We start from the raw sequence: 5,747 nt of genomic DNA on the forward strand, positions 1-5,747 counted from the left end.
CGAAGTGCGGCAGCGGATCGAGATCGATGGTGACACCCTCACGCTCGAGGACATCGAGCGCGTGGCGTTCGACTGCGAGGTGGAGGTCGCGCTCGCGCCGGGTACGGAGGAGCGCATCCTCCGCTCGCGCGCGGTGGTGGAGGCGGCGCTGCGCGAGGAGCGCGTAGTGTACGGCATCACTACCGGCTTCGGGCGCCTCGCGGAGACGGTGATCCCCATCGATCGCGTGGAGGAGCTGCAGCTCAACCTGATCCGCAGCCACGCGTGCGGAGTGGGCCCCGCGCTCCCCCGCGCCGAGACGCGCGCCATCACCCTGCTGCGCGCCAACGTCCTCGCCAAAGGCTTCTCCGGCGTGCGTCCGGAAGTGGTGCACGCGCTGATGGCGCTCCTCAACCACGGCATCCACCCCGTCATCCCCGAGCAGGGCTCCGTGGGCGCGTCGGGCGACCTGGCGCCGCTGTCGCACCTGGCGCTGGTGCTCATCGGCGAGGGCACGGCCGAGGTCGGCGGCGAGGTCGTCCCAGGCGACGAGGCGCTGCGCCGGGCGGGCCTCCAGCCGCTCCGCCTGCAGGCCAAGGAGGGCCTCGCGCTCAACAACGGCACGCAGGTGATGACGGGGATCGGCGCCCTCCTGCTGCGCGGCGCGGAGCGCGCGGTGGACACCGCCGAGGTGACCGGCGCCATGACCCTGGAAGCGCTCCGTGGCACCCCCGACGCCTTCCACCCCGCCATCCAGCGCGCGCGCCCCCATCCCGGTCAGGCCGCCAGCTCCGAGCGCCTCCGCGCCCTCCTGGCCGAGAGCGAGATCCGCGAGAGCCACCGCCACGATGACCCGCGCGTGCAGGACGCCTACTCGCTGCGCTGCATGCCGCAGGTGCACGGAGCCGCGCGCAACGCCTTCGCCTACATCGGTCAGGTGCTGGAGACGGAGTCCAACAGCGCCACCGACAACCCGCTCGTCTTCCCGGACGAGGGCGAGGGCGGGCTGGTGCTCTCGGGCGGCAACTTCCACGGGCAGCCGATCGCGCAGGTGCTCGATCTGCTCGCCATCGCCCTCGCGGACCTCGCATCGGTGTCCGAGCGCCGCATCGAGCGCCTGGTGAATCCCGACCTCTCCGGCGACCTTCCCGCCTTCCTGACCGACGACCCGGGCGTGTGCAGCGGCTTCATGATCGCGCAGATCACGGCCGCGGCGCTGGTCAACGAATGCAAGACGCTGTCGCACCCGGCCAGCGTGGACTCCATCCCCACGGGCGCGGGCAAGGAGGACCACGTCTCCATGGGGATGACCTCCGCCCTCAAGGCGCGCAAGGTACTCCGCAACGTGGAGACGGTGCTGGGGATCGAGCTTCTCTGCGCCGCGCAGGGCCTCAAGTACCGCGAGCCGTTGCGCCCCGGCCGCGGCGTGGAGCGCGCCTACCGCCTCTTCCGCGAGCGCGTCCCCGTCCTCACCTCCGACCGCATCCTCGCCCCGGACATCGAAACGGCCGCGTCCATGGTGCGCGAGGGCGCCTTTGCGGAGCTGTGGCGCACGTGATCGCGTAGTTGCGGCCCGTGGTGTTCATCGGCACGGCGGGTGCGCGTGGCATGGCCCGTCCCCTGACGGAGGAACGCCATGCCACTCGATGCAGCCACCCGGCGCTGGGCGTACGAACGCCCGGAGTTCACGGAGCATGACGGCTTCCGTTACGAGTACATCGCCGGAGAGCTGGTGGTCACCCGGTTCTCGAGCCCCCGGCACCAGGAGGTCATCGGGCGTTTGCTCTTCCTGATGTACCCGTTCGCGAAGGCGCATCAGCTTGGGCGGGTGTGTCTCGGTCCGGTTGACATCGTGTTCGCGATCGGTGATCTCATGGCACCTGATCTGGCGTTCGTCCGCCGGGACCACCTGGCGATCATTGATGAGCGCGCGATTGAGGGGCCGCCGGATCTCATCGTCGAGGTGGTGCACGAGGTCACCGAGTTCCGGGACCGCGGCATAAAGCGGGAGCGATATGCGCAGTACGGAGTGCCGGAGTACTGGATTGTCGATCCATGGCGAGCCCAGATCGATCTGTACCGGCTGGTGGAAGATGCGGATGTCCCGACAACGCTTACCGCGGGAGCGTTCGAGTGGCAGCCGGTGCCGGGTGGGCCGGCACTGACGATCAGTCTCGAGGACCTGTTCAAGAACGTGGACTGAGCGGCGCCTGGCGTGTTGCAGGCGAACCGCGCGTAAATTGAGACGGACACGCAATTTCGGCGTTCCGCGGCATGGCGGGTGCTCGGAAAACGGCAATCGATTCGAGGAGAAATCCCATGGCGACTAAGCCCGTTTTCGACACGTGGACGTATGATGACTTCGCACGGCTACCGCGCGGCGACGGCAACCGGTACGAAATCATCGCCGGGGAGCTGGTCGTGAGTTCGCCCGACATGCCCCATCAGGAACTTATTGGGCGCCTTCATCTGTTGCTGAGGCCCTTTGTAGACGCGAACGGCCTCGGCCGGGTGGTCCTGAGTCCTGCCGATGTGTTGTTCGGGCCCGGTGACTACTTTGTGCCCGACCTCGTGTTCGTGCGCAGCGACAGACTCGGGATCATCAGCAGGCGCGGGATCAAGGGAGCGCCGGATCTTGTCATCGAGGTCCTCTCCGACTCGACGGCTTTTCGTGACCGCGGGATCAAGCGTGAGAGATACGCCCACTATGGCGTGGCCGAGTACTGGGTGCTGGACCCGGGCTCCTCGCGAATCGTAAGACATCAATTCGGGGAGCGGGCCGGCACGCCCGCGGTGGTCACCGCCGGGTTCCTCGGGTGGCAGCCGGTTCCCGGCGGCCCGACGTTGGAGATCGACGTGGAGGCGCTGTTCCGCGGGTTGGAATGATCCACAGTGGCGTGGTGCAGACGAAATACACGTGGCTTGGAACGGGTAAGCTGATTCGGCGATTCGCGGGACTTCGAGTGCTCAGCGCGTGGCGCTAACCAGAGGAGGAGCCATGGCCACGAAGCCCACGCCGAAGCATTGGGCGTACGCCGAGTTCGCGCGCCTTCCGAACGACGGCAAGCGGTACGAGATCGTCGCGGGAGAGCTGGTCGTGAGTTCGTCGCCGCACTACAGGCACCAGCTCGCGAGCGTGCGGATCACCGGCATTTTCGAGAACTTCACCCGCGAGCATGGGATCGGGCAGCTCTACGGACCAGTCGACGTCCTTCTGTCCGGCGAGGACTACCTGGTTCCGGATCTCGTCTTCCTGAAGCACGAACGCCGGGCGGAGATCCTGTCGGACCGCGGGTTCGAAGGCGCACCTGACCTCGCGATCGAGATTATCTCGCCTTCGAGCGCGTCCAGGGATCGGGGAGTGAAGCGCGAGCGGTACGCGCTCTTTGGCGTTCCGCTGTACTGGGTGGTGGACATCAAGCTTCAACAGATCGAGGTGTACCGCCTCGCCGACGACCCGAACGGGCCGCCGGAGATCGTGACCGACACACTGGTATGGCATCTGATTCCGGGCGGACCGGCGCTCACGCTTTCCGTGCCTTTTGTGGTCGATGACCAGGGTGACGACTAGCGAGGTCGTCGGACAACCCCAACTGATCGGCGCCTGGCGGATGCAGGCGAAACCGCGCGTAGATTGAAACGGGCAGGCTGATTTGGCGATCCGCGGCACATCCATCGCTGACCATCTCGGTGCCGTACATCGTGGGTCCCGTCAGCCGCCGCAGCTGAGACACTCCTTACACCCGACTTTTCGCCCCATGAGCACCATCCTGGAGCCCCGCATCATCCGCGCGCCGCGCGGCGCAGAGATCTCGTGCAGGGGGTGGCAGCAGGAGGCCGCCCTGCGCATGCTGATGAACAACCTCGATCCCGAGGTGGCGGAGCGGCCCGAGGACCTGGTGGTGTACGGCGGGACGGGGCGGGCCGCGCGGTCGTGGGAAGCGTTCGACGCGATGGTGGAGACGCTGCGCTCCCTGGCGGACGACGAGACGATGCTCGTGCAGTCCGGCAAGCCCGTGGGGGTGATGCGGACGCACCGGCACGCTCCGCGGGTGCTGATCGCCAACAGCAACCTCGTACCTAAATGGGCCAACTGGGAGACGTTCCGCGAGCTGGAGCGGCAGGGGCTCACCATGTACGGCCAGATGACGGCCGGGTCGTGGATCTACATCGGCACGCAGGGGATTCTTCAGGGCACGTACGAGACGTTCGGTGCGGTGGCGCGCCAGCACTTCGGCGGGACGCTGCAAGGCACGTGGACGCTTACCGGCGGGGTGGGCGGGATGGGAGGCGCGCAGCCGCTCGCCATCACCATGAACGGCGGGGCCGCGCTCTGCATCGACGTGGACCCGTGGCGGATCGAGCGGCGCATCGCGATGCGCTACTGCGACCGCATGACGGCCGACTTGGACGAGGCGCTCCGCTGGACGCTGGAGGCGCGCGATCGCGGCGAGGCGCTCTCCGTGGGGCTGGTGGGGAACTGCGCGGAGGTGCTCCCGGAGCTGGTGCGGCGCGGCGTGACGCCCGACGTGCTCACCGACCAGACCAGCGCGCACGACGCCCTGGTGGGCTACCTTCCCGCCGGGATGTCGCTGGAAGCGGGCGACGCGCTGCGCACCGCGGACCCCGAGGAGTACCAGCGTCGCTCGCGCGCCTCCATGCGCGTGCACTGCGAGGCGATGGTGGAGATGATGCGGCGCGGCGCCGTCACCTTCGACTACGGCAACAACCTGCGCGCGCAGGCGCACGAGGCGGGGTTCACGGACGCGTTCGCCTTTCCCGGCTTCGTGCCGGCGTACGTGCGGCCGCTCTTCTGCGAAGGCAAGGGGCCGTTCCGTTGGGTGGCGCTCTCCGGCGACCCGGAGGACATTCGCCGCACCGACGAGCTGGTGCTCGAGCTCTTCCCGGACGACGAGCTGCTCCACCGCTGGATCCGCGGCGCGCAGGAGCGGGTGGCGTTCCAGGGGCTGCCTTCGCGCATCTGCTGGCTGGGGCAGGGGGCGCGGGCCAGGTTCGGCGTGGCGCTCAACGACCTGGTGGCACGCGGCGAGGTGAAGGCACCCATCGTCATCGGCCGCGACCACCTGGACACCGGCTCCGTCGCTTCGCCGTACCGCGAGACGGAGGCGATGAAGGACGGGAGCGACGCCATCGCCGACTGGCCGATCCTGAACGCGCTGGTGAACGTCGCGAGCGGGGCCAGCTGGGTGTCGTTCCACCACGGCGGCGGGGTGGGGATCGGGTACTCGCTCCACGCCGGCCAGGTGATCGTGGCGGACGGCACCGACGAGATGCGGGAGCGGCTGGAGCGCGTGCTGACCAACGACCCCGGCATGGGCGTCATCCGCCACGCCGATGCCGGCTACGAGACCGCCATCGAGACCGCGCGCCGCGAGAACATCCCGATTCCGATGCTGGACCGGGGCGCTTGAGGCGGGCGCTGGCCGGGGTGCTGCTGGCGCTTGCGGGGTGCGCGCCCACGGTGACGCATGGGCCGCGGGTGGAGCCGGGGCTGTTCTTCGGCGGCACCGGAGGGCTCCTGCTTACGCGCGACACCGCGCTCGCGCCTGACGTGCTGACGCCGCAATGGGTGCCGTTCGCGCGCTATGGGCGCGCCGGGAAGCCGGGCGGGGTGGCGGGCTCGCTCGGGGTGGCGCTGGGCAGCTCGGCGGAGAGCCCAGTGGAGGCGGATGCCTACCTCCAGCTTCCCTCCAGCGATCCGGTGTGGGCGTACGGAACCGGTTTGGTTGCATCGCGAGCGCTCGCGA

General features: G+C 68.9%; 6 protein-coding genes. All 6 read left to right on the forward strand.

Annotated features, from left to right (window positions below):
* Nucleotides 1-1,537, forward strand: a 1,537-nt coding sequence (gene hutH / locus VF647_04795) for a histidine ammonia-lyase (GenBank protein HEX8451393.1), incomplete at its 5' end; no start/stop codon positions are given.
* A 78-nt stretch (nt 1,538-1,615) separates the two neighbouring features.
* Nucleotides 1,616-2,182: a Uma2 family endonuclease gene (locus tag VF647_04800; GenBank protein HEX8451394.1), complete on the forward strand. Its 567-nt coding sequence runs from the start codon at nt 1,616-1,618 to the stop codon at nt 2,180-2,182.
* Nucleotides 2,183-2,298: 116 nt separating this feature from the next.
* Nucleotides 2,299-2,865, forward strand: coding sequence for a Uma2 family endonuclease (locus VF647_04805; protein HEX8451395.1), 567 nt, complete (start codon nt 2,299-2,301; stop codon nt 2,863-2,865).
* Nucleotides 2,866-2,977: 112 nt separating this feature from the next.
* Nucleotides 2,978-3,550 (forward strand): Uma2 family endonuclease, encoded by a 573-nt coding sequence (locus VF647_04810; protein ID HEX8451396.1) that lies wholly within the window; start codon nt 2,978-2,980, stop codon nt 3,548-3,550.
* A 187-nt stretch (nt 3,551-3,737) separates the two neighbouring features.
* Nucleotides 3,738-5,411: a urocanate hydratase gene (gene hutU, locus VF647_04815; protein ID HEX8451397.1), complete on the forward strand. Its 1,674-nt coding sequence runs from the start codon at nt 3,738-3,740 to the stop codon at nt 5,409-5,411.
* Nucleotides 5,408-5,747 (forward strand): hypothetical protein (locus VF647_04820; GenBank protein ID HEX8451398.1); only part of this gene is annotated, 340 nt, incomplete at its 3' end. The genes hutU and VF647_04820, both read left to right, overlap by 4 nt.

It is taken from the genome of Longimicrobium sp. (assembly GCA_036387335.1).
Taxonomy (GTDB): Bacteria; Gemmatimonadota; Gemmatimonadetes; order Longimicrobiales; family Longimicrobiaceae; genus Longimicrobium.